At 69.5% G+C, this 23,662-nt stretch carries 18 protein-coding genes; 1 reads left to right on the top strand and 17 read right to left on the bottom strand.

What is annotated here, in order from left to right:
• Positions 1-44 precede the first annotated feature (44 nt).
• Positions 45-3,563 carry a DNA polymerase III subunit alpha gene (gene dnaE, locus ACLBX8_RS12565; RefSeq protein ID WP_447699117.1) on the bottom strand — a complete coding sequence of 1,173 codons (3,519 nt, stop codon included), beginning with the start codon at positions 3,561-3,563 and terminating at the stop codon, positions 45-47.
• Positions 3,564-4,102: 539 nt separating this feature from the next.
• Here dnaE and ACLBX8_RS12560 point away from each other — a divergent pair.
• Positions 4,103-5,371 (top strand): glycosyltransferase, encoded by a 1,269-nt coding sequence (locus ACLBX8_RS12560; protein WP_100252281.1) that lies wholly within the window; start codon positions 4,103-4,105, stop codon positions 5,369-5,371.
• 174 nt (positions 5,372-5,545) lie between these two features.
• Here the strand turns inward: ACLBX8_RS12560 and ACLBX8_RS12555 are convergent, their stop codons facing one another.
• From ACLBX8_RS12555 to nuoG, 16 genes are all read right to left on the bottom strand, one after another.
• Positions 5,546-5,806, bottom strand: a complete 261-nt coding sequence (locus ACLBX8_RS12555; RefSeq protein WP_020092251.1) for a hypothetical protein — start codon at positions 5,804-5,806, stop codon at positions 5,546-5,548.
• A gap of 299 nt (positions 5,807-6,105) precedes the next feature.
• Positions 6,106-6,819: an ABC transporter ATP-binding protein gene (locus ACLBX8_RS12550; RefSeq protein WP_020092250.1), complete on the bottom strand. Its 714-nt coding sequence runs from the start codon at positions 6,817-6,819 to the stop codon at positions 6,106-6,108.
• Between the two features lie 13 nt (positions 6,820-6,832).
• Positions 6,833-8,143, bottom strand: coding sequence for a lipoprotein-releasing ABC transporter permease subunit (locus ACLBX8_RS12545; RefSeq protein WP_091680286.1), 1,311 nt, complete (start codon positions 8,141-8,143; stop codon positions 6,833-6,835).
• Positions 8,144-8,152: 9 nt separating this feature from the next.
• On the bottom strand, positions 8,153-9,478 hold the full coding sequence (proS, locus tag ACLBX8_RS12540) for a proline--tRNA ligase (protein ID WP_447699118.1): 1,326 nt from the start codon (positions 9,476-9,478) through the stop codon (positions 8,153-8,155).
• Between the two features lie 507 nt (positions 9,479-9,985).
• Positions 9,986-10,312: a DUF1467 family protein gene (locus ACLBX8_RS12535; RefSeq protein WP_020092247.1), complete on the bottom strand. Its 327-nt coding sequence runs from the start codon at positions 10,310-10,312 to the stop codon at positions 9,986-9,988.
• Between the two features lie 5 nt (positions 10,313-10,317).
• Positions 10,318-10,722 carry a methylmalonyl-CoA epimerase gene (gene mce / locus ACLBX8_RS12530; RefSeq protein WP_020092246.1) on the bottom strand — a complete coding sequence of 135 codons (405 nt, stop codon included), beginning with the start codon at positions 10,720-10,722 and terminating at the stop codon, positions 10,318-10,320.
• Between the two features lie 272 nt (positions 10,723-10,994).
• Positions 10,995-12,668: a ribonuclease J gene (locus ACLBX8_RS12525; RefSeq protein ID WP_012319023.1), complete on the bottom strand. Its 1,674-nt coding sequence runs from the start codon at positions 12,666-12,668 to the stop codon at positions 10,995-10,997.
• Positions 12,669-12,684: 16 nt separating this feature from the next.
• Positions 12,685-13,488: a biotin--[acetyl-CoA-carboxylase] ligase gene (locus tag ACLBX8_RS12520; protein ID WP_091680288.1), complete on the bottom strand. Its 804-nt coding sequence runs from the start codon at positions 13,486-13,488 to the stop codon at positions 12,685-12,687.
• A gap of 7 nt (positions 13,489-13,495) precedes the next feature.
• Positions 13,496-14,941 (bottom strand): NADH-quinone oxidoreductase subunit NuoN, encoded by a 1,446-nt coding sequence (gene nuoN, locus ACLBX8_RS12515; protein WP_056532553.1) that lies wholly within the window; start codon positions 14,939-14,941, stop codon positions 13,496-13,498.
• A 10-nt stretch (positions 14,942-14,951) separates the two neighbouring features.
• Positions 14,952-16,472, bottom strand: coding sequence for an NADH-quinone oxidoreductase subunit M (locus tag ACLBX8_RS12510; RefSeq protein ID WP_020092243.1), 1,521 nt, complete (start codon positions 16,470-16,472; stop codon positions 14,952-14,954).
• Position 16,473: 1 nt separating this feature from the next.
• Entirely contained in the window at positions 16,474-18,597 is a 2,124-nt protein-coding gene (gene nuoL, locus ACLBX8_RS12505) for an NADH-quinone oxidoreductase subunit L (protein WP_091977237.1), read from the bottom strand.
• An 82-nt stretch (positions 18,598-18,679) separates the two neighbouring features.
• A complete protein-coding gene (nuoK, locus tag ACLBX8_RS12500) occupies positions 18,680-18,985 on the bottom strand; it encodes an NADH-quinone oxidoreductase subunit NuoK (RefSeq protein ID WP_010686008.1) in 306 nt (101 codons plus the stop codon).
• Positions 18,986-19,019: 34 nt separating this feature from the next.
• Positions 19,020-19,640, bottom strand: coding sequence for an NADH-quinone oxidoreductase subunit J (locus ACLBX8_RS12495; RefSeq protein WP_020092241.1), 621 nt, complete (start codon positions 19,638-19,640; stop codon positions 19,020-19,022).
• Positions 19,641-19,862: 222 nt separating this feature from the next.
• Positions 19,863-20,351, bottom strand: coding sequence for an NADH-quinone oxidoreductase subunit NuoI (nuoI, locus tag ACLBX8_RS12490; protein WP_007560744.1), 489 nt, complete (start codon positions 20,349-20,351; stop codon positions 19,863-19,865).
• A 27-nt stretch (positions 20,352-20,378) separates the two neighbouring features.
• A complete protein-coding gene (gene nuoH / locus ACLBX8_RS12485) occupies positions 20,379-21,401 on the bottom strand; it encodes an NADH-quinone oxidoreductase subunit NuoH (protein WP_020092240.1) in 1,023 nt (340 codons plus the stop codon).
• A 13-nt stretch (positions 21,402-21,414) separates the two neighbouring features.
• Complete coding sequence (gene nuoG / locus ACLBX8_RS12480) at positions 21,415-23,496, bottom strand: NADH-quinone oxidoreductase subunit NuoG (RefSeq protein WP_447715246.1); 2,082 nt, start codon at positions 23,494-23,496, stop codon at positions 21,415-21,417.
• Positions 23,497-23,662: the final 166 nt, after the last annotated feature.

The raw sequence follows: 23,662 nt of genomic DNA, 5'->3' as shown, positions 1-23,662 counted from the left end.
GCGCGGGCCGACCGAACCCACAGGCGCTTGGTATCAGCCGCCCCTCAGCTCACCTCCACCTGCACCACCCCGGGCACGGTCCGGAGCTGGCCGGCGAGCGCCGGGCTCGCCTGGAACTTGCCCGGCAGCCGGATCTCCACCTCGCGCTCGCCGCCGTCGAGCTTGAGGATCAGCGAGACCTCGCTCTCGCCCCGCATCGACAGGCGCTGCTGCACGGGCGCGACGCCGCGCGGGTCGCTCAGATGGATGCGGATGCCCTTCTGGTGGCGGGCGACCGCTTGATCGAGGGGTTCCGCGGTGAGGATGCGGGCGCGCACGTCCTCGCCCTCCAGATTCGCCTGGAGCTGCAGAACCAGCGGTCGGCCCGGTTCCAGGATGTCGCGATACTGGCCGAGCCCCTCGGAGAAGATGATCGCCTCGAAATGCGCGGTCCGGTCCGACAGGGTGACGATGCCCATCTTGTTGCCGGTCTTGGTCCGCCGCTCCGCCCGGTCGAGCACCGAGGCCGCCACGCGGCCGACGCTCGACGTCCCGGCCCGCACGGCGCGGCAGAAATCCGTCCAGCTCTGCACCCGCAGCTTGTCCAAGAGGTCGCCGTACTCGTCGAGCGGATGGCCCGAGATGAAGAAGCCGATCGCCGCGTACTCGCGCTTGAGCGTGTCGGCCATCGGCCAGATCTCGTGCGGCGGGATCCGCAGGGACACGTCGTCCGCCACCACGCCGCCGAACATGTCGGTGACGCCGGCCGACTCCGCCTCCGCCGCGCTGGCGGCGAGCTTCATCATCGGCTCCACCGCCGCGAAGGCGCGCGCGCGGTCGGGCTCGATGCAGTCGAGCGCCCCGGCCTGGACGAGGCTCTCCAGGGTGCGCTTGTTGATCATCCGCGGGTTCAGCCGGCGGGCGAGGCAGGCGAGATCCTTGAACGGCCGGTCGCCGCGGGCCTCCACCAGCGCCCGCACCGCCTCGCGGCCGACGCCCTTGATCGCTGCCAGCGCGTAGAAGATCTTGCCGTCGCGCACCGCGAACACCTCGCCGGAGGTGTTGATCGAGGGTGGCTCGACCACGATCTTCAGGCGCTGCGCGTCCTGGCGGAATTCGGCCAGCTTGTCGGTGTTGTCGATGTCGAGGGTCATGGCGGCGGCCAGGAACTCGACCGGGAAGTTCGCCTTCAGGTAGGCGGTCTGGTAGGTCAGCAGCGCGTAGGCCGCCGCGTGGCTCTTGTTGAAGCCGTAATCGGCGAACTTGGCGAGCAGGTCGAAGATCTCGTTGGCCTTGGCCTTGGTCAGGCCGCGCTCGGTGCAGCCCTTGAGGAACCGGTCGCGCTGCGCGTCCATCTCGGCGCGGATCTTCTTGCCCATGGCGCGCCGGAGCATGTCGGCCTCGCCGAGCGAGTAGCCGGCGAGCACCTTGGCGATCTCCATCACCTGTTCCTGGTAGACGATGATGCCGAAGGTCTCCTTCAGCATCGGCTCCAGCTTCGGATCCGGGTACCAGGACGCCTCGTTGCCGGCGTCGCGGCCGAGCTTGCGCTCGCAATAGACCGGGATGTTGGCCATCGGGCCCGGCCGGTAGAGCGCCACCAGGGCGATGATGTCCTCCAGCCGGTCGGCCTGCATCTCGCAGAGCGCCTTGCGCATGCCGGCCGATTCCACCTGGAACACGCCGACCGTCTCGCCCCGGCCCATCGGCCCGTAGGTGTTCGGGTCGTCGAGCGGCAGCGAGGCGAGGTCGATGTCGATGCCGCGCTGCTTCAGCAGATCGGTGCAGCACCGCAGCATCGTCAGGGTCTTGAGGCCCAGGAAGTCGAACTTCACCAGCCCCGCCTGCTCGACCCACTTCATGTTGAACTGGGTGACCCGCATGCCGGTCTTCGGGTCCCGGTAGAGCGGGACCAGCTCCTCGAGCGGCCGGTCGCCGATCACCACGCCGGCGGCGTGGGTCGAGGCGTGCCGGTGCAGGCCCTCCAGCTTCTTGGAGATGTCGATGAGGCGGCCGACGATCGGCTCCTCCTCCATGGCCTGCTGGAGCTTAGGCTCGCCCTCGATGGCCTGGGCGAGCGTCACCGGGTTGGCCGGGTTCTGCGGCACGAGCTTGGTCAGCTTGTCGACCTGCCCGTAGGGCATCTCCAGGACGCGGCCGACGTCGCGCAGCACGCCGCGGGCGAGCAGCGTGCCGAAGGTGATGATCTGCCCGACCTGCCCCTCGCCGTAGCGCTGCTGCACGTAGCGGATCACCCGCTCGCGGCCCTCGACGCAGAAGTCGATGTCGAAATCCGGCATCGAGACGCGCTCGGGGTTGAGGAAGCGCTCGAACAGCAAGCCGAACCGGAGCGGGTCGAGGTCGGTGATGAGCAGCGACCACGCCACCAGCGAGCCGGCGCCCGAGCCGCGGCCCGGACCGACCGGGATGTCGTGGTCCTTGGCCCACTTGATGAAGTCGGAGACGATCAGGAAGTAGCCCGGGAACTTCATCTTGACGATGACGTCGAGCTCGAACTCGAGGCGCTTGCGGTAATCCTCCTCGGAGAAGCCCGGCGCCGTGCCGTGCTGCTTCAGGCGCAACTCCAGCCCGGCCTCGGCCTGCCGGCGCAGCTCGGTCGGCTCGTCGGCCGAGACCGCCCGCGCGCCCGCGTCGGACGCCTCCGCCAGGGCCTCCGCCATGGGCGGCGTCTCGCCGGCCGCCACGGCGCCGAAATTCGGCAGGATCGGCTTGCGGGTCCGCGCACGGACGGCGCAGCGCATGGCGATCTCGACCGTCGCCTGGAGCGCGTCCGGCAGGTCGCGGAACAGCTCGGCCATCTCGGCCCGGGTCTTGAAGGCGTGGCTCGGTGTCAGGCGGCGGCGGCGCTCGTCCGAGACGAGGCGGCCCTCCGCGATGGCGAGCAGCGCGTCGTGGGCGTCGTAGTCGTCGGGCTTGGCGAAGTAGGGCTCGTTCGTCGCCACGATCCCGAGGCCGTGGCGGCCGGCGAGGTCGAGGAGCGCGGTCTCGATCCGCGCCTCCTCGGACTGGCCGTGGCGCTGGATCTCCACGTAGAGCCGGTCCTCGCCGAACGTCTCCTTCAGGCGCTTCAGGCGGTTGAGGGCGAGCTCCGGCCGGCCCGCCCGAAAGGCCGCGTCGAGGGGGCCCGCCATCCCGCCGGTGAGCGCGATCAGCCCCTCGGAGGCGCCCGCGAGCGCTCCGGCATCGAGGCGCGGCGCCTCGCCGAGGGCCGTGTCGAAATAGGCGCGGCTCGCCAGCCGCAGCAGGTTGGCGTAGCCGGTCTCGTCCTGGGCGAGGAGCACGATGCCGTGGCTGGTCGGCGCCTGACGCTGGTGCGGGTCCGCGGCCTCGAACGCCACCGAGAGCTGCACGCCGGCGATCGGCTGGACGCCCTCCCCGGCCGCCTTCTCGGAGAATTCCAGCGCGCCGAACAGGTTGTTGGTGTCGGTCAGGGCCAGGGCCGGCTGCCTGTCGGCGACCGCCGCCTTGATCAGGGAGCCGACCTTCAGCGCCCCTTCGAGCAGGGAATAGGACGAGTGGACGTGGAGGTGGACGAATCCGACCTCCTTGAGCTGGCGTGGCATGGCCGACCTTGTTCCGGGGTCGGGCAGCATCCCCGCTCGCCGGCCTCAAGTCGACGTGCGCCGCGCCGCCGGCGGACGATATCCACCGGTCGTGCCCCGGAAGCACCAGTTCGGCCCGGCCCTGTGGACAATCGGCGCCCGCGGCGCGATCGCCTGTGCATAACCCGTCCGCGGACGGAACCGGGCAGTCTTCGGAAAAATCCGGCTAACGAACCGGTGCCAAGGCTATCGCCCAGGCGCCCACCGCCGCGAACAGCATCCCGAACGCCATGAACTCGACCATTCCGGTCAGGATCACCCGCTTGAGCATCGACCTGCCTCCTGTGTTCCGGCCCTAGTATGTTCATGTTTTGTTCTATGGAAAGGGTCTGTGGGTCACAGGGCGGCCCCGTTTCTTCGACAGGGTAAAAAGTGTCTTGATGCGGATCGGGCGGGCTGGCATGCCCCCGCCTTCGAGACGAGCTCGTCACCGGCTGGGGAGTTCGAAGGAGCAAGCCATTCCCGAGCACCGGACGGTCGAACGGTTCGACGTCGCCCTCGTGGCCGTCGGCACACACGGCGATGTGCTTCCGTTCATCGCGCTGGGGCACGAGCTCCTGAAGCGCGGCCACGGCGTCTCGCTGGCGGCCCCGGCCCCGTTCGAGGCGATGGCCCGCCGGGCCGGCCTCGCCTTCCAGCCCCTGGGCACGGTTGCCGATTACGAGGCGGTGATCCGCCAGCCGGATCTGTGGCACCCGCAGCAGGGGTTCCGCCCGATGTTCGATTACGCCCTGCGGGTGGCCGAGCCGGCCTGCCTGTGGCTCGGCGCGACCCGCGCCCGGGGGATCGACCTGCGGGTGGTCGCCTCGCCGCTGGGCTGGGGGGCGCGGCTCGCGCAGGACCTCTACGATCTGCCGACCGCGACGCTGCACGTCATGCCGTTCCTGATCGAGAGCCGGTACGATCCGCCGCGCCTGCCGGGCCTGCCGCTGCCGCGCGTCCTGCCGGCCGCCCTGCGGGCCTACGTGAATCTCGGCGTCGACAAGGTGGCGGTCGGCCCGTTCACCCTCCCGCCGCTGAACGCCCTGCGGGCGCGTCTCGGCCTCGATCCGGTCTACCGGCTGCGGCACTGGTGGAACAGCCCGACCGGCATGCTCCTGATGTTCCCCGACTGGTACGCGGAGCCGCAGGCCGACTGGCCGGGCCAGGCGGTGCAGCTCGGCTTCCCGCTGGTCGACCGGTTCGGCGACGTGGCGTCCATGCCGCCGGAGCTGGAAGCGTTCCTCGAGGCGGGCGACCCGCCGATCGTGTTCACCTACGGCTCGGCCATGCGCCAGGGCGCCGGCTTCTTCGACACCGCGGTGCGGCTGTGCCGGCGCATGGGCCGGCGCGGCGTCTTGCTCGCCCCGCAGGGGGGGCAGATCCCGAAGCCGCTGCCGGCCGGGATCATCCACCTGCCCTACGCCCCCCTGAGCGCCCTGCTGCCGCGCAGCGCGGCGCTGGTCCACCACGGCGGCGTCGGCACGGTGGCGCAGGCGCTGGCCGCGGGCGTCCCGCAGCTGGTGGTGCCCGTGGCCTTCGACCATTTCGACGAGGGGCGGCGGCTGAAGGATCGGGATCTCGGCGCCACCCTGAGCCGCCGCGCCTTCCGGCCCGCGCGGGCGGCGCGGGTCCTCGGCCGGCTGCTCGCCGACCCCGCGGTGACGCGGGCCTGCGCGGCGGCCCGGGCGCGGATGGCCAATGGCCGCGACGCCGTCCTCGACGCCTGCGACTACGTCGAGCGGCTGACGGCCGCCGAGTCCGGTCCCGGCCCGTCCCGCGCGTCCTGACCCGCCGGCTGCCCGAACGCGGGGGGGCGCCCCCTCCGACGGAAGCGGCGCCCTTTCGATTACTGCCCGAGCAGCGCGGTGGCCGAACCGACGAACGTCATGAGCAGGCCGCTCACGAAGGCGCCGATCATGACGTAGGAGAGAGCCTTGAGCTTCATCCGTCCTCGCGTCGGCTCAGCAGCGGTAGCCGCCGGAGGTCTGGCCGTACTGCTTCACCGGCCGGGTCTGCTGGTCGGCGTTGCCCTCGGCGGCCGAGCTCAGCGGGCAGCCGACGTAGTTGGGATTGTCGTGGACCCCCAGTCCGAGCGAGCCCGTGGTCTCGACCTCGTAGGGAGCGAGGCCTGTCCAGCGGGCGCCGTTGGCCGCCAGAGCGGACGAGATCGGGGCAACGCCAAGGACAAGTGCGGTGACGGCTGCGGCGATACGGGTCTTCATGGTCAGGCTCCAGAGATAACGCAGTACAGGCCGGTTGTTCGGCTCTGTTTTGTCTTGCGTGATCACAAGATAGGGGCCCGGTGTCTTCCGCGACGTGACGCGTCGCACGCGGCGCGACGGATTAAAGATCGCGTGCACTTGCGGGACTCGGAGGTTCGCGGGCCGGCTGGCGTCGCGGGCCGGGAGCGATGCGCCTTGTGGTTGATCGAGGCTGCCGCGGCGCGGCGTGTAAGGGGCGCGCCGCCGCGCGTGCCGTCGCTGCGCCGGCACACGGGAGATCTGCTCAGCGGGTGGCCCGCTCAGTCGAGCTGCGTGATCAGCCCGTCCCGGATGGTGACCCGCCGATCCATGCGGGCGGCCAATTCCAGGTTGTGGGTCGCGACCAGGGCGGCGAGCCCCGAGGCGCGGACCAGGGCCATCAGGATCGAGAAGACGTGGCCCGCCGTTCCGGGATCGAGGTTGCCGGTCGGCTCGTCGGCGAGCAGCAGCCGCGGGCCGTTGGCCACCGCCCGGGCGATGGCCACGCGCTGCTGCTCGCCTCCCGACAGCTCCGCCGGGCGGTGCGGCAGCCGCTCCTTGAGGCCGAGGAAGCTCAGGAGTTCCGTGGCGCGGGCCTTCGCCTCCGGGGCCTTCAGGCCGCGGATGAGCTGGGGCATCACCACGTTCTCCAGCGCCGAGAACTCCGGCAGCAGGTGGTGGAACTGGTAGACGAAACCCATCTCCTCGCGCCGCAGGCGCGTGCGCTCGGAATCCGCCATCGCGGCCGTGGGCTGACCGCCGATATAGATCTCGCCCCCGTCCGGCCGCTCCAAGAGGCCGGCGAGGTGCAGCAGGGTCGACTTGCCGGCACCCGACGGCGCCACCAGCGCGACCAACTCCCCCGGCCAGATCGCGAGGTCGGCCCCGCGCAGGATCTCGAGGGCACCCTCGGCCTGGGCGTAGCGCCGCTCGACGCGGGAGAAGAACAGCGCCGGCACCGGCTGGTCGCCGGCGGTCTGGCTCGAATCGCTCATCGGATGCGGCCCGTCAGCCGTAGCGGAGGGCCTGCACCGGATCGAGCCGGGCGGCGCGCCAGGAGGGATACAGTGTCGCCGCGAGCGACAGCAGCAGGGAGGTGATCACCACGGCGGTGATCTCCTTCGGGTTCATCTGGGCCGGGATCTCGGCGAGGAACCGCACCGTCGGGTCCCAGGCGCCCGGAAACAGCACGTGCTGGATCGGCTTGATGTTCAGCGTGATCAGGATGCCGAGGCCGAGCCCGCTGAGCGTCCCGACGACGCCGATCAGCGCGCCGTTGATCAGGAACACCCGCATGATCGTGCCCGGCGTCGCCCCCATGGTGCGCAGGATCGCGATGTCGCTCGACTTGTCGCGCACCAGCAGGATCAGGCCGGAGACGATGTTGAGGGTCGCCACCACGACGATCAGGCTGAGGATCAGGAACATGACGTTCCGCTCGACCTCCAGGGCCCCGAAGAAGGTCCGGTTGCGCTGGCGCCAGTCGGTGAGCAGGATCGGGCGCTCGGCCGCCATCTCCAGGGGCTCGCGCATGTCGCCGACATGGTCGGGATCGTCGACGTAGATCTCGATCATGCTCACGTCGCCGTCCTTGTTGAAGAACGCCTGGGCCTCGGCCAGCGGCATGAACACGAAGGTCTGGTCGAACTCGGTCATCCCGACCTCGAACACCGCCTTGACCGTGTAGCTCTTGGTGCGCGGCGCCGTCCCGAAGGGCGTCGACGAGCCCTTGGGCGTGACCAGCGTGATCGTGTCGCCGGCCTGCAGGCCCAGCGTGTCGGCGAGCCGCCGCCCGATCAGCACGCCGGTGCCGTCGTCGAAACCTTCGAGGGTGCCGCCGCGGATCGCCGAGGACACGGCCGCCAGCGCGTCGAGGTCGGCCGCCCGCACGCCGCGGATGATGACGCCGGATCCGCCGTACTGCGACGAGGCGAAGGCCTGGCCCTCGACCAGCGGCACCGCGGCGCGCACGCCCGCCACCTTCGACAGGCGCTCCGACAGGTCGGTCCAGTCGTTGAACGGCCGGTCGATGGGCGTCGCGAACAGGTGGCCGTTGATGCCGACGATCTTCGACAGCAGTTCCGCGCGGAAGCCGTTCATCACCGACAGGACGATGATCAGCGTGGCGACGCCGAGCGCGATGCCGAGCACCGAGAAGAACGCCACCACCGAGACGCCGCCGCCCCGGCGCCGGGCGCGCAGGTAGCGGCCCGCGAGGATCCACTCGAACGGCGCGAAGGGCGCGGTGCCCTGGCGGAACGAGGCCGCGAACGAGGCCGCAAAAGTCCGAACCCGGTCCAGCTTCGCTGAGGCGGCCATCGGCACGCCTCAGACGCGCCGGATGCGTGCCAGCAGATCGACGGTCGCGAGGCTCTCGCGCTCGCCGCCGGCACGCCGCTTCAGCTCGACCTTGCCCTCCGCCAGGCCCTTGGGCCCGACGATCACCTGCCAGGGCAGGCCGATCAGGTCGGCGGTGGCGAACTTCGCGCCGGGGCGCTCGTCGCGGTCGTCGTAGAGCACCGACAGGCCGGCGGTCTCGAGGTCGGACTGGATCTGCGCGCAGGCGGCGTCGGTGGCCGTGTCCCCGACCTTGAGGTTGATCAGCGCGACGTCGAACGGCGCCACCGAGTCCGGCCAGATGATCCCGGCCTCGTCGTGGCTGGCCTCGACGATGGCGGCGACCAGCCGGCTCGGCCCGATGCCGTAGGAGCCCATATGGACCGGCCGTTCGATCCCGTCCGGACCGGCGACCTTGGCGCCCATCGGCTCGGAATACTTGGTGCCGAAGTAGAAGATGTGCCCGACCTCGATGCCGCGGGCCGCCATGCGGTTGTCCTCCGGGACCTCCGCGAAGGCCGCCGGCTCGTGCATCTCCTCGGTGGCCGCGTAGTGCGAGGTCCAGGCATCGACGATGCCCTGGAGGGCGGCGACGTCGTCGAAATCGACGGTCGCCGGCGGGATGTCGAAGTCGAGATAGGCCTTGTCGCAGAAGACCTCGCTCTCGCCGGTCTTGGCCAGGATGATGAACTCGTGGGACAGGTCGCCGCCGATCGGGCCGGTATCGGCGCGCATCGGGATCGCCTTCAGGCCGAGGCCCGCGAAGGTGCGCAGGTACGCCACGAACATCCGGTTGTAGGCGTGGCGCGCGCCGGCTTGGTCGAAATCGAACGAGTAGGCGTCCTTCATCAGGAACTCGCGGGAGCGCATCGTGCCGAAGCGCGGCCGCACCTCGTCGCGGAACTTCCACGAGATCTGGTAGAGGTTCTTGGGCAGGTCCTTGTAGGAGCGCACGCTCGCCCGGAAGATCTCGGTGACCATCTCCTCGGCGGTGGGGCCGTAGAGCATCTCGCGGTCGTGCCGGTCCTTCAGGCGCAGCATCTCCTTGCCGTAGGCGTCGTAGCGGCCGGATTCCCGCCACAGCTCGGCGGACTGCACCGTCGGCATCAGGATCTCGACGGCGCCGGACCGGTCCTGCTCCCGCCGGATCACCGCGCAGACGCGCTCCAGCACCCGCAGGCCCAGCGGCAGCCAGGCGTAGATGCCGGCGGCTTCCTGGCGGACCAGGCCGGCGCGCAGCATCAGCCGGTGCGAGACGATCTCGGCTTCCTTGGGCGTCTCGCGCAAGGTCGGCATGAAGTAGCGGGAGAGACGCATGTCGTCAGAGTCTTGGAAGAGGATCGGCCGGGAGGAGCCGCGGCGCGCCGGCACACAACACGCCGGAGACGCAAATTACAAGCACTGCGCGACCACGGCGGGGCGTAATCGCGGCGAACCGGAGGCGGCGGCCCGGCCGCGCTGAGGCCGCTGCCTAGGCGGAAAGCGGTATGCCCATTTGCCGGCAAGAAAGCGCAGATTTTTCTCGCAGACCCGGTGACAACACGAATTGTTGTTCCTATAAGCGTCCGGCGATGTTTGCGACGCCCGGAAGAGGTGGCGCAAGGTCCGAGTCTCGGGAGGAAAAGCGACCGCCCCGCAGCCAATGCGAGGGATATTTCAAGGTCGAGCCAGTGAAGCTTGAAAGCAAGGCCTCGGGCCTTGCTTTTTTTATTCTTGGGTCCGGTCGGCGCGGCCGTGTCGAACCACCCGCTAGGCCCGCGCCCATCTGGTTTCGGGCGGTGGCCCGCCGCGGCGGCGCTTCCCGGATCGCCGCTCCGAGCCGTCCTAGAGCCCGGTCAGCGGGAACACCGCCAGGGCGATGAGGAAGGCCGCGCCCGCGACCAGCGTCGTCCAGATCGCCTTCTCGCGCAGTCGCGGCGCCGCCGGCGCCCCGGGATCCTGGCCCGGCACCACGTGGCTGGGCCGCGTCTCCGGCTGGTTGCGCAGGGGCAGGACCGCGAAGAGCAGCGTCCACCAGACCACGAAGTAGAGGGCGATCGCCCCGCCCACCGTCAGCTTGAACAGGCTCACCGCCGCCGCCACGAAGGCGGCGATCAGGACGGTGATCGCCGCCAGGGTCACCGGCGTCGAGCGGGCCAGCGCGTTCATCATCAGGCTCACACCTGCTCCAGCTCGACCAGGGTGCCGAGGAAGTCCTTGGGGTGAAGGAACAGGACCGGCTTGCCGTGCGCGCCGATCCGCGGCTCGCCGGTGCCGAGCACCCGGGCGCCCTGCGCCTTGAGCTGGTCGCGCGCGGCCAGGATGTCGTCGACCTCGTAGCAGACGTGGTGGATGCCGCCGCCCGGGTTGCGGGCCACGAAGGACTCGATCGGCGAGCCCTCGCCCAGGGGGGACATCAGCTCGATCTTGCTGTTCGGCAGCTCGACGAACACGACGGTGACGCCGTGCTCGGGCTGCGGCAGGGGCGCGGTGATCGTCGCGCCCAGCGTGTCGCGGTAGACCGCGCAGGCGGCGTCGAGATCCTGCACGGCGATGGCCACGTGGTTGAGACGGCCGATCATGATGTTTCCTCCCCGGCGTTCTGGCCCCCTGTCCGGGAGCTTCGTTCGTTCGCGGGGAAGGCTCCGCCCGTACGCGCGGACGCGACCGGCCCCCTCTCCCGTGCGGCAGAGGGTTGGGGTGAGGGACGAGCCCTCTCCGGCAGAACCTGTCCCCCTCACCCTGTCCCTCTCCCGTGCGCGAGAGGGAACCCGGGCCCTGTCCGGCAGCCGATCGGATGATCGGCTGCTTCGGCTCCGTCTAGATTACAGCCAACCGCTATCGGCAGCCAGCCTCACACCTCCACCACCTGCACGTGGCAGGCCGGCTTCTTGCCCCACACCTCGTTGACCGCGGTGCGCACCGCCCGGTCGACCGTCTTCTCGACGCTCTCGGAGTCCTTGAGCTTGCCCCGCGACATCCCCGACAGGGTGCGGGAGACGGCGTCCACCACGGTCTCGATCAGCGGCTCGCCGGACCGGCCGCGGTTCGGCAGGCCGATGATGTCCACTGCCGGCTCGCCGAGCACGACGCCGTCCTCGTCGATGGCGATCGCCACCGAGACCAGGCCGGCCTGCATCAGCTTGCGCCGCTCCGGGATCGCCCGGTCCTTCTCGTCGATCAGGACGTCGCCGTCCTTGAACAGGCGGCCGGCCTTCACGTGGTCGATCACCTCGGGCTTGCCGGGGCTCAGGCGGATCAGACTGCCGTTGCGGGCCTTGACCACGTTCTGCACGCCCTGCGCCCGCGCGAAGCGGGCGTGCTCGTCGAGGTGCAGGGCCTCGCCGTGGACCGGGATCGCGGTGCCCGGGCGGGTCCAGCGGTACATCTCGACCATCTCGTCCCGGCGCGGGTGGCCGGAGACGTGGACGAGGTCGGTGCGGTCGGTGATCACCTCGACGCCCTGCTCGATCAGGTCGTTGATGATCGAGCCGACATCGCGCTCGTTGCCCGGGATGGCGCGCGAGGAGAAGATCACCTGGTCACCGGCGGTGAGGCTGATATCCGGGTGGTCGCGGCGGGAGACGCGGGCGAGCGCCGCCCGCGGCTCGCCCTGTGAGCCGGTGAGCAGCGCGACGACGCGCTCCCGCGGCAGGCTCTTCCACGAATCGGAGCGGCGGAACTCGGGCAGGCCGTCGAGGTAGCCGCACTCGCGGGCCACGTCGATCACCCGGTCCATGGCGCGGCCGACCGCGATCACCTCGCGCCCGCAGGCGGCGGCGGCCTCGGCGACCGCGCGGATGCGCGCCACGTTGGACGCGAAGGTCGTCACGGCGACCCGGTGCGGCGCGTCCGCGATCAGCGTCTTCAGCGTCTCGGCGACGGTCTTCTCGCTCGGCGAGAAGCCCTCGCGCACGACGTTGGTCGAGTCGCAGACGATGGCGAGGACGCCCTCGTCCCCGAGCGCCGTGAACGCCTCCGGCGACGTCACCGAGCCGGCCACCGGGGTCGGGTCGATCTTCCAGTCGCCGGTGTGGAGGACGAGGCCCGCCGCGGTGCGGATGGCGATGGCGTTCGATTCCGGGATGGAGTGCGAGACCGGCACGTACTCGAGCTCGAACGGCCCGACGGTCACGCGCCGCCCGGGCTTCACCTCCCGCAGCTCGACCTTCGGCGCGCCGGGCTCGGACAGGCGCCGGGTCTCCAGCAGGTTCTTGGCGAAGCGGGTCGCGTAGACCGGCGCCTTGAGCCGGGGCCACAGCTCCGAGATCGCGCCGATATGGTCCTCGTGCGCGTGGGTGATGAAGATCCCCAGCAGGTCCTTGCGCCGCTCCTCGATGAAGGAGAGGTCGGGGAACATCAGGTCGACGCCCGGCATCTGCTCCTCGCCGGCGAAGCCCATGCCGCAATCGACCATGATCCACTTCCGGCCCTTCTCCGGGCCGAACCCGTAGAGCGCCGCGTTCATCCCGATCTCGCCCACGCCGCCGAGCGGCAGGAAGACCAGCTCCTCCTGTCCCTTAACCATCTGTCGTCGTCCAAACTCAGGCCGCCGTCGCGGCCGATCCGAAATGCACCTCGCCCGCCGTCACGGTATGCCGGTTCCCGTCGGGGGCGAGGATCACGAGCCGCCCCCCCTCGTCGATCGTCTCGAACACGCCCCGCAGGATGTGACCGCCGCTGTGCACCGCGATCTCCGATCCGAGACCCGCGGCCCGCGCGAGCCAGGCCGCGCGCAGGTCAGCGAAATTCCGTCCCCGGTCCCAGGCGCGCGCCCGCGCGGCCACCCGGTCCGAGAGATGTTCCAGTAGCGCCTCGGCGCCGCACGCGTAACCCGCCGCCGCCAGGCTCGCGGCCCCGAGGCCCTCCGGCGCCGCCGCGACGTTCACGCCGAAGCCGATGACCGCGGCGCGCCGCCCGCCCGGGAGCGTCTCCGCCTCCAGGAGCAGGCCGGCGAGCTTCGCCCCGCCGAGCAGCACGTCGTTCGGCCATTTGAGCTGAAAAGATCGGGCCCCGGCGCCGGATCCGGTATCCGGCAGGGTGCCGCAGGCCGCCTCCAGCGCCTCGATCAGGGCGAGGCCGGCCACAAAGCCCAACTCGGCGAGGTGGTCCGGCGCGACCCCGGCGACCGGCCAGAGCACGCTCGCCGCGAGGTTGCCGGGGAGCGAGGACCAGCTGTTGCCCCGCCGACCGCGGCCCGCCTCCTGGCGGTGCGTCACCACCCAGAGCGGGCCTGTCTCGCCGGCGCGCGCGCGCGCCACGGCCTCCGTGTTGGTGGAGCCGAGGGTGTCGTGGACGTGCAGGCGGTGGCCCTCGGCGCGCGCCGAGGGCCCGAGTCGGTAGGTCAAGGCCGTCCTAGAACAGCGACTTCGCGGCCCGGCCGGCGGCGCCGACCAGCGGCCCGGGCAGCAGGAAGAACAGCACCACCACGACGCTCGACAGGGCGAGCACGATGCGCAGGCCCGGGGCCATCGCCTCGTACGGCTCCTTCGGCTCGTCGAAGTACATGATCCGCACGACGCGCAGGTAGTAGTAGGCGCCCACCACGCTGGTCACCACGCCGATCACCGCCAGCGTCACGAGACCCGCCTTGATGGCGGCGGCGAAGACGTAGAACTTCGCGAAGAACCCGGCGAGCGGCGGGATGCCGGCCAGCGAGAACATCATCGCGGCGAGGCAGAAGGCGAGCCACGGATGGGTCCGCGACAGGCCCGACAGGTCCTCGATCTTCTCGAACATCACGTCCCGGCGCCGGAGCGACAGGATGATCGCGAAGGTGCCGAGCGTCATCGCGAGGTAGATGATCATGTAGGTGACGAGCCCGCTGATCCCCTCCTCCGAGCCGGAGGCCAGGCCGATCAGCGCGTAGCCGATATTGCCGATCGACGAGTAGGCCATCAGGCGCTTGATCGAGGTCTGCCCGATCGCCGCGAACGAGCCGAGCGCCATCGACGCGATCGAGACGAAGATGAAGATCTGCTGCCAGATCGCCGTCACGTCCGGCATCGCGCCGATGAAGACCCGCACGGTCATCGCCACGGCGGCCATCTTGGGCGCCGAGGCGAAGAAGGCCGTCACCGGGGTCGGCGAGCCCTCGTAGACGTCGGGCGTCCACATGTGGAACGGCACGGCCGCCAGCTTGAAGCACACGCCGGCCGCCAGGAACACGATGCCCAGCACGATGCCGAACCCGGCATTCTCGTTGAGCGCCGAGACGATGCCGGGGAACGAGACCGTGCCGGTGAAGCCGTAGACCAGCGAGGCGCCGTAGAGCAGCATGCCGGAGGAGAGCGCGCCGAGCACGAAGTACTTGAGGCCGGCCTCGGTGGACTTCACGTCGTCGCGGTGGAAGGCGGCGATTACGTAGGCGGCGAGCGACTGCAGTTCCAGGCCCAGGTAGAGCGCGATCAGGTCGTTGGCCGAGACCATGACCATCATGCCGATGGTGCAGAGCACGATCAGGACCGGGAACTCGAACCGGTCGATGCGCTCGCGCTTGAAGAAGTCGTGCGCTAGCAGGATCGTCGCCGAGGATCCGAGCAGCACCAGCGACTTCATCACCTTGGCGAAGGAATCGGACACGAACGCGCCCGACAGGGTCGTGACCCGGCCGTGCACCGGCTGCGAGATCACCACCGACAGGGCGACGAGGAGCAGGGCGAGGGCGCCGATGCTCACGGTCTCGGCGGAGCGGTCGCCGCGCCACGCGCCGTAGAGGATCAGGCCCATGACGCCGACGCCGAGGATCAGCTCGGGCATGAGCGGCGCCAGCGAGGGCAGGACGGAGTGGACGGTTGTCATGGTGTCCGCCTCAGCGCGGGATCGGCAGCGCCGCGGCGGCCGTCTGGGTGTTCGAGAGCGCGGTCTTGATGCTCGCCATCAGCGCGTCGGTCGAGGGCGCGAACACGTCGAGCACGGGGGCCGGGTGAACGCCGTAGTAGATCGTCAGGACGACCAGCGGCGCCAGGATGATCTTCTCGCGGGTGTCGAGATCCAGGATGCCCTGGAGATTCGGCTTCTCCAGCTTCCCGTAGATCACCCGGGCGTAGAGCCACAGGGCGTAGGCCGCCGACAGGATGATGCCGAAGGTCGAGAAGAACGCCACGTTCGGGTTCGCCTTGAAGGCGCCGAGCATGGCCAGGAACTCGCCGACGAAGCCCGAGGTGCCCGGCAGGCCGACATTGGCCATCGTGAACACCATCATGGCCACGGCGTAGAGCGGCATCCGCTTCACGAGGCCGCCATAGGCCGAGATCTCGCGGGTGTGCATCCGGTCGTAGACGACGCCGACGCAGAGGAAGAGCGCCCCCGACACGATGCCGTGGGAGATCATCAGGAACAGCGCGCCCTGGATGCCCTGCTCGTTCAGGGTGAACAGGCCCAGCGTCACGAAGCCCATATGGGCCACCGACGAGTAGGCGATCAGCTTCTTGATGTCGGTCTGCATCATCGCGGTGAGCGACGTGAAGATGATCGCGATCACCGACAGCGCGAACACGAAGGGCGCGAAGTCGTGGCTCGCCACCGGCAGCATCGGCAGCGAGATCCGGATGAAGCCGTAGCCACCCATCTTCAGGAGGATGCCCGCCAGGATCACCGAGCCGGCGGTGGGCGCCTCCACGTGGGCGTCGGGCAGCCAGGTGTGGACCGGCCACATCGGCATCTTCACCGCGAAGGAGGCGAAGAAGGCGAGCCACAGCCAGGTCTGCATCTGCACCGGGAAGCGGTACTGCAGCAGCGTCGGGATGTCGGTGGTGCCGGCCTGCCAGTACATCGCCATCACGGCGAGCAGCATCAGCACCGAGCCGAGCAGGGTGTAGAGGAAGAACTTGAAGCTGGCGTAGACCCGGCGCGCGCCGCCCCAGATGCCGATGATCAGGAACATCGGGATCAGGCCGGCCTCGAAGAACAGGTAGAACAGCACCAGGTCGAGGGCGGCGAAGACGCCGATCATCGTCGTCTCGAGGACGAGGAAGGCGACGAAGTACTCCTTCACCCGGAAGTGGATCGAGTGCCACGAGGCGCCGATGCAGAACGGCATCAGGAACGTGGTCAGCAGGATCAGCGGCATCGAGAAGCCGTCGACGCCGAGCTTGAACCGGATCGTCTCGGTGAGCCACGCGTGGCTCTCCACGAGCTGGAAGCTCGACGAGGCGGTGTCGTAGCGGCTCCACGCCACCAGGGAGAGCAGGAAGGTGACGATCGTGGTGGCGAGCGCGGCCCAGCGGCTGTTGCGCGCGACCGACTCCTCGTCGCCGTTCAGCGTGAGGATGAAGGCCGCGCCGCAGAGCGGCACGATCAGCAGGCCGGAGAGGATGCCGAGGCCGAGCATGTCAGTGTGCACCCTTGGGCAGGCCGGACATCAGGTACCAGCTGATCAGGCCGGCGACGCCGATGAGCATGACGAAGGCGTAGTGGTAGACGTAGCCGGTCTGGAGACGGACCACCCCGCGGGTCACGTCCACGACGCGCGCAGCGATCCCGTTCGGCCCGAGGCCGTCGATGATCCGGCCGTCGCCCTGCTTCCAGAGGAACAGGCCGAAATCCTTGGCCGGGCGGACGAAGATCCGGTCGTAGATCTCGTCGAAATACCACTTGTTGAGCAGGAACCGGTACAGCGACGGCTGCTGCGCGGCGAGCGCGCCCGGGAGTTCCGGCCGGCGGATGTACATCCAGTATGCCACGACGAAGCCGAGGATCAGCATGATCAGCGGCGAGTACGAGACCAGCGCCGGGACGTCGTGGATCTCGTGCATGATGTGGTTGTTCGGGCCGTGCGCCAGGGCGTGGCCCCAGAACGCCTCCATCCCCTCGCCGATGAAGCGGTTGTGGAAGATGATCCCGGCGAACAGCGCGCCGAAGGCGAGCACCGCGAGCGGGATCGTCATCACCAGCGGGCTCTCGTGGGGCGTGTGGTCGCCGTGGTGGCCGTGCCCGTGGTGGTCGTCGGCGACGAGGTCGCTCTTGTGGGCCGGCTCGATGTCGTGGCCCTTGTCGTCGTGGGCGACGCCCTCGGTGTGCCCGGGCGCGCCGTCGGCCTCGTGGGCCATGGTCGCGTGGGCCGTAGTCGCGTGGGCGACCGCGGGGGCGTGGTGCTGGTCGTGGGCGGCGTGGGCGCCCCAGCGGGCCGGGCCCTCGAAGGTCATGAAGAACAGGCGCCAGGAGTAGAACGAGGTGAAGAACGCCGCCACCACGGTGCACAGGAAGGCGAGCGTGTGCCCGGGGCGGGTCGAGGCGTAGGCCGCCTCGATGATCGCGTCCTTCGAGTAGTAGCCGGCCGTGTAGGGGAAGCCGATCAGCGCGAGCGAGCCGATCGCCATCATGGCGCTGGTGTAGGGGATGTAGCGGCGCAGGCCGCCCATGTTCCGCATGTCCTGCTCGTGGTGCATCGCGTGGATGACCGAGCCGGCGCCGAGGAACAGCAGCGCCTTGAAGAAGGCGTGGGTGAACAGGTGGAACACGCCGGCCGCGTAGGCGCCGACGCCGAGCGCCACGAACATGTAGCCGAGCTGCGAGCAGGTCGAGTAGGCGATCACCCGCTTGATGTCGTTCTGCACGAGGCCGATCGTGGCCGCGAACAGGGACGTGATGCCGCCGATCACCGTCACGACGATCAGCGCGTTCGGCGCCTCCTCGAAGAGCGGCGACAGGCGGGCGACCATGAACACGCCGGCGGTGACCATCGTGGCGGCGTGGATCAGCGCCGAGACCGGGGTCGGGCCCTCCATGGCGTCGGGCAGCCACGTGTGCAGCAGGAACTGCGCCGACTTGCCCATGGCGCCCATGAACAGAAGCAGGCAGGCCAGCGTCAGGGCGTTCCAGTCGTAGCCGAGGAGGTGGAAGCTCAGCGTCTTGATCGCGTCGACCTTGCCGAAGACGGCGTCGAACGCCACTGAGCCGGTCAGCACGAAGACCAGGAAGATGCCGAGCGAGAAGCCGAAATCGCCGACGCGGTTGACGATGAACGCCTTCATGGCGGCGGCGTTGGCCGAGGGCTTCTCGTACCAGAAGCCGATCAGCAGGTACGAGGCGAGGCCCACGCCTTCCCAGCCGAAGAACATCTGGACGAGGTTGTCGGCCGTCACCAGCATCAGCATGGCGAAGGTGAACAGCGACAGGTAGGCGAAGAAGCGCGGCCGGTGCGGATCCTCCTCCATGTAACCCACGGAGTAGAGGTGCACGAGGGTCGAGACGGTGGTCACGACGACCAGCATCACCCGGGTCAGGGTGTCGACCTTGAAGGCCCAGTCGACCTGGAGGTCGCCGGCCGCGAACCAGGACGCCACCTGCACGCGCTCGGCCGGCCCGCCGTCGATGAACACGCCCCAGGCGATCAGCGCCGTGAAGGCGAGGAAGGACGTGGTGATGTACTCACAGGCCCGCGCCCCGATGTACCGGCCGAACAGGCCGGCGATCAGGAAGCCGATGAGCGGGAAGAAGACGATCGCGTGATACATCGCTCTCTTGCAGTCCGTCCTCCGGGCCGGCCGCGAAGCGGCGGCGTCCGGATGTCACTCGGGGCGCGCGAAGGGGAAGGCCCTAGCCCTTCATCATGCTGACGTCTTCCACCGCGATCGAGCCGCGGTTGCGGAAGAACACCACCAGGATGGCGAGGCCGATCGCCGATTCGGCGGCCGCGACGGTCAGCACGAACAGGGCGAAGACCTGTCCGGTGATGTCGTTCAGCTGCGTCGAGAAGGCGACGAGGTTGATGTTGACCGAGAGCAGGATCAGCTCGACCGACATCAGGATGACGATGATGTTCTTGCGGTTGATGAAGATGCCGAGCACGCCGAGCGTGAACAGGATCGCCGCGACGGTGAGGTAGTGGCTCAGGCCGATCATCGTTCGATTCCTCCGGCTCTCATCAGCGCGCGCATCAGACCTCGACACCCTGGCGCGAGGGGACCTTGCGGGTCTCGACCGCCATGGCCTGGGTGCGGGCGTTCTGGACCGCGATGTTCTGGCGCTTGACGCCCGGCCGGTCGCGCAGCGTCAGCACGATGGCGCCGATCATGGCGACCAGCAGGATCAGGCCGGCGAGCTGGAAGAAGTAGGCGTAGTCCGTGTAGATCACGCGGCCCAGCGCCTGGGCGTTAGTGAGGTTCTCGGCCGAGGCGACGTTGCCGAGCGGGGCCTGGACGAGGCCCGGATCGATGCTCCACGAGCCGACGACCAGCAGGATCTCGACCAGGAAGATCGCGCCGATCAGGGCGCCGATCGGGAGATACTGCTGGAAGCCCTGGCGCAGCTCGGCGAAATCGACGTCGAGCATCATCACCACGAACAGGAACAGCACCGCGACCGCGCCGACGTAGACGACCACGAGGATCATCGCGAGGAACTCGGCGCCCATCAGGACGAACAGTCCGGCGGCGTTCACGAAGGCGAGGATCAGGAACAGCACCGAGGCGACGGGATTGCGCGAGGCGATCACCATGAAGCCCGACGCGACCGTGATGCTCGCGAACAGATAGAAGAAGGCGGCTGCTGCGGTCATGCGCTGATCGGGATCGGCCGCCGGAGCGGCCCCTTCTGCCGTGCGTGGAGACGGTCCGCGGCGGGCGGCCCGTCTATAGAACCCGGTCGACGGGGGCACAACAGCGCCCCCGGCATGGCTCTAGAGCATCGCACCGGAACCGGGAACCGGCGCGACGCTCTAGAGCCTTGTTTTCGCGTCATCTTCTGCCGGGCACCGGCAACCGGTGCCCGGGACGATGGCTCAGCGATACGGCGCGTCCATCGCGATGTTGCGGGCGATCTCGCGCTCCCAGCGGTCACCGTTCAGCAGGAGCTTCTGCTTGTCGTAGAGAAGCTCCTCGCGGGTCTCCACCGAGAACTCGAAGTTCGGCCCTTCCACGATGGCGTCCACCGGGCAGGCCTCCTGGCACATGCCGCAGTAGATGCACTTCACCATGTCGATGTCGTAGCGCGTCGTGCGGCGGGTGCCGTCGTTGCGCCGGGGGCCCGCCTCGATGGTGATCGCCTGCGCCGGGCAGATCGCCTCGCAGAGCTTGCACGCGATGCAGCGCTCCTCGCCGTTCGGGTAGCGGCGCAGGGCGTGCTCGCCCCGGAAGCGCGGACCGCGATGGCCCATCTCGAAGGGGTAGTTGATCGTGGCCTTCGGCTTGAAGAAGTAGCGCATGCCGAGGATCATCCCGGACACGAACTCCTTCAGGAGGAGGCTCTTGGCGACCTGATCGAGCTTCATGCCCGGATCTCCGATGCGAAGGGGGGCTCAGGCGCCCGGCGCGAGGCCGGTCAGCTTGAGCACGAAGGCGACGACGACGACCGAGATCAGGGAGATCGGCAGGAAGACCTTCCAGCCGAGGCGCATGAGCTGATCGTAGCGGTAGCGGGGCACGATGGACTTCACCATCGCGAACAGGAAGAACAGGAAGCTCGCCTTCAGGGTGAACCAGATCACGCCCGGCACCCAGGTGAAGGGCGCGAATGGGATCGGGGACAGCCAGCCGCCCAGGAACAGAATGGTCCCGAGGGCGCACATGCTCATGATGGCGACGTACTCGCCGAGCATGAACAGCAGGTACGGCGTCGAGGAATACTCGACCATGTAACCGGCCACGAGCTCCGACTCGGCCTCCGGCAGGTCGAAGGGGGGGCGGTTGGTCTCGGCGAGCGCCGAGACGAAGAACACCACGAACATCGGGAACAGCCACAGCCAGTACCAGCCGAACAGGCCGAGGCTGGTGTCCTGCGCCATCACGATGCGCGAGAGGTTGAGCGAGCCGGCGCAGAGCAGCACGCAGATGATCACGAAGCCGAGCGAGACCTCGTAGGAGATCATCTGCGCCGCCGAACGCAGCGCGCCGAGGAAGGCGTATTTCGAGTTCGACGCCCAGCCGCCCATGATGACGCCGTACACGCCGAGCGACGAGATCGCGAAGATGTAGGTGATGCCGACGTTGATGTCGGCGATCGCCCAGCCGTCCGCGAGCGGGATCACCGCCCAGCTGGACAGGGCGAGCATCGCGAAGACCAGCGGCGCCAGCAGGTAGATCGCCTTGTTGGCGCCCGCCGGGATCACCGGCTCCTTGATCACGAACTTGATCAGGTCGGCGAAGGACTGGAACAGGCCGAACGGCCCGACCACGTTCGGGCCGCGCCGGAGCTGCACCGCCGCCCAGATCTTGCGGTCGGCGAGCAGCGCGTAGGCGATGAAGACGAGCAGTGCCGAGAGCAGCACGAAGCTCTTCAGCACGATCAGGAGCACGGTCCCGAGGATTTCGAGCGGCGTCATCGGTCTTGAGCTCCTACTCGGCCGCCGCGAGGGGCCGCGCCTCGGCAGCGCGCTCCCGGGCGAGGCGCGAGCACTCCGCGAGGATCCGCGAGGCGCGGGCGATCGGGTTGGTGAGGTAGAAGTCGGTCACGGGCGACGCGAAGGCCGGGCCGGTCGCGGTGCCGCCGAGGCCGGCGAGCCGGTCGACCGCCTCGGTCACGTTGCCCGGCTCGACGGCGCCGACCGCCGCGAGATGCGGGTGGGCGGCGTAGAGCGCGCGGCGGAGCGCGGTCAGCGAGTCGAACGGCAGGCGCTTGCCCAGCACGTCCGAGAGCGCGCGCAGGATCGCCCAGTCCTCGCGGGCGTCGCCCGGCGGGAAGGCGGCGCGGTTGCCCATCTGGACCCGGCCCTCGGTGTTCACCCAGGTCGCCGACTTCTCGCTGTAGGCGGCCCCCGGCAGGATCACGTCGGCGCGGGCGGCGCCGCGGTCGCCGTGGCTGCCCTGGTAGACCACGAAGGCGCCCGGGGCGACGTCGCGCTCGTCGGCGCCGAGGTTGAACAGGACGTCGAGCGCGCCCGGCTCCAGCATCTGCGCGAAGGTCAGGCCGCCCTCCCCCGGCACGAAGCCGAGATCGAGCGCGCCGACCCGGGCCGCGGCCGTGTGCAGCACGCCGAAGCCGTTCCCCTCGGCCGAGACCGCGCCGATCTCCTTCGCGAGGGAGGCGGCAGCGGCCAGGATGCCCGGTGCAGCATCGGCGCCGACGATCACGAGCGGCGCCTTCGCCTCCTTGAGGATCTCGAGGAAGCTGTGCTCGCCGCGGGCGAGCGCCGCGAGCGAGTCGGGGCCGGCGCCGATGTAGTGGCTCGGGTAGGTCAGGTCGACCGGCTCGCCGATCACGCCCACCGCCAGCGGGGCCATGCGCCAGCGCTTGCGGATGCGGACGTTCAGCAGCGAGGCCTCGGTGCGCGGGTTGGCGCCGACGATCAGGATCGCGTCCGCCGCCTCGATGCCCGGGATGGTCGGGTTGAAGATGTAGGAGGCGCGGCCGAGCGCCGGGTCGAGGCCGGCGTCGGTCTGGCGGCAGTCGAGGTTCGGCGAGCCGAGGCTCCTGATCAGCTCGCGGAGCGCGAAGATCTCCTCGACGCCCGCGAGGTCGCCGACGACCGCGCCGACGCGCTTCGGATCCGCGCCCTTCACCTTGGCGGCGATGGCCTGGAAGGCCTCACCCCAGGAGGCGGGCCGCAGCCGGCCGTTCTCGCGCAGGTACGGCCGGTCGAGGCGCTGCATCCGCAGCCCGTCGATGTGGTAGCGGGTCTTGTCGGAGATCCACTCCTCGTTGATCTCCTCGCTGATCCGCGGCTCGATCTGCATGACCTCGCGGCCGCGTGTGTCGATGCGGATCGACGAGCCGACCGCGTCCATCACGTCGACCGACTCGGTCTTGTTCAGCTCCCACGGGCGGACGTTGTAGCTCTGCGGCCGGTGCACGAGGGCGCCCACGGGGCAGAGGTCGGCGACGTTGCCCTGGAGCTCCGAGGCCATCGACTGCTCGAGGTAGCTGGTGATCTCCATGTCCTCGCCGCGGCCGATGGCGCCGAGGTCGGGCACGCCCGCCACCTCGGCGAGGAAGCGCACGCAGCGGGTGCAGTGGATGCAGCGGTTCATCGCGGTCCGCACCAGCGGACCGATATGCTTCTCCTCGACCGCGCGCTTGTTCTCCGTGTAGCGGGTCGAATCGACCCCGTAGGCCATGGCCTGATCCTGCAGGTCGCAGTGGCCGCCCTGGTCGCAGATCGGGCAGTCGAGCGGGTGGTTGATAAGGAGGAACTCCATCACCCCCTCGCGGGCCTTCTTGGTGCCCTGCGAGCGCGTCAGCACCTCCGGCGGCTCGCCGTTCGGGCCCGGGCGGCAGTCCTTGACCGCGTAGGCGCAAGAGGCCACGGGCTTCGGCGCACCCTTCAGCTCGACGAGGCACATGCGGCAATTGCCGGCGATCGACAGGCGCTCGTGGAAGCAGAAGCGCGGGATCTCGGCCCCCGCGGCCTCGCAGGCCTGGAGCAGCGTGTAATCGGCGGGGACGTCGACCTCGGTGCCGTCGACGAGGATTTTTGTCATCGGATCGTCTCGTAAACTGGCCCAAACGCGCGAGGCCGGATCCCACCCACGCCCTCATCCTGAGGTGCGAGGCGCAGCCGAGCCTCGAAGGAGATGTCCAGCCCGCCTCGCGACCTCTGGAGGACTCCTTCGAGGCCCGCTGACGCAGGCACCTCAGGATGAGGCT

It is taken from the genome of Methylobacterium sp. D48H (assembly GCF_053345715.1).
This window is presented reverse-complemented; position numbering and strand designations above follow the sequence as displayed.